The 238-nt window shown below is 59.2% G+C and carries 1 protein-coding gene; it reads right to left on the bottom strand.

Annotation, left to right across the window (positions count from 1 at the left end):
• Positions 1-238 (bottom strand): hypothetical protein (locus tag KZZ04_RS20755; RefSeq protein WP_219424115.1); only part of this gene is annotated, 238 nt, incomplete at both ends.

Here is a 238-nt window from a genome sequence, read left to right as displayed (position 1 = left end):
GATGCCGCTGAACAACAGGTGTTCGAGCAGGTGCGGCAACTCCTTTTCTTCACAACGGAAGTCATCCAGGCCTACGCCTACGACCAGGCGGATAGCCACGTGCCCGCGCTCGGTGCCCGGTTTGAGCAGTAATTGCAGGCCGTTGGGCAGGGTGTAACCCTCGACTTGCAGACGATCAAAGGCAAAGGCGTGTGCAGAGCCCCACAGCAGGCAGGCGAATAACAGGCGACGCATAACA

The sequence above is a fragment of the Pseudoalteromonas sp. CR1 genome (assembly GCF_019392235.1).
Classification (GTDB): domain Bacteria; phylum Pseudomonadota; class Gammaproteobacteria; order Enterobacterales; family Alteromonadaceae; genus Pseudoalteromonas.
This window is presented reverse-complemented; position numbering and strand designations above follow the sequence as displayed.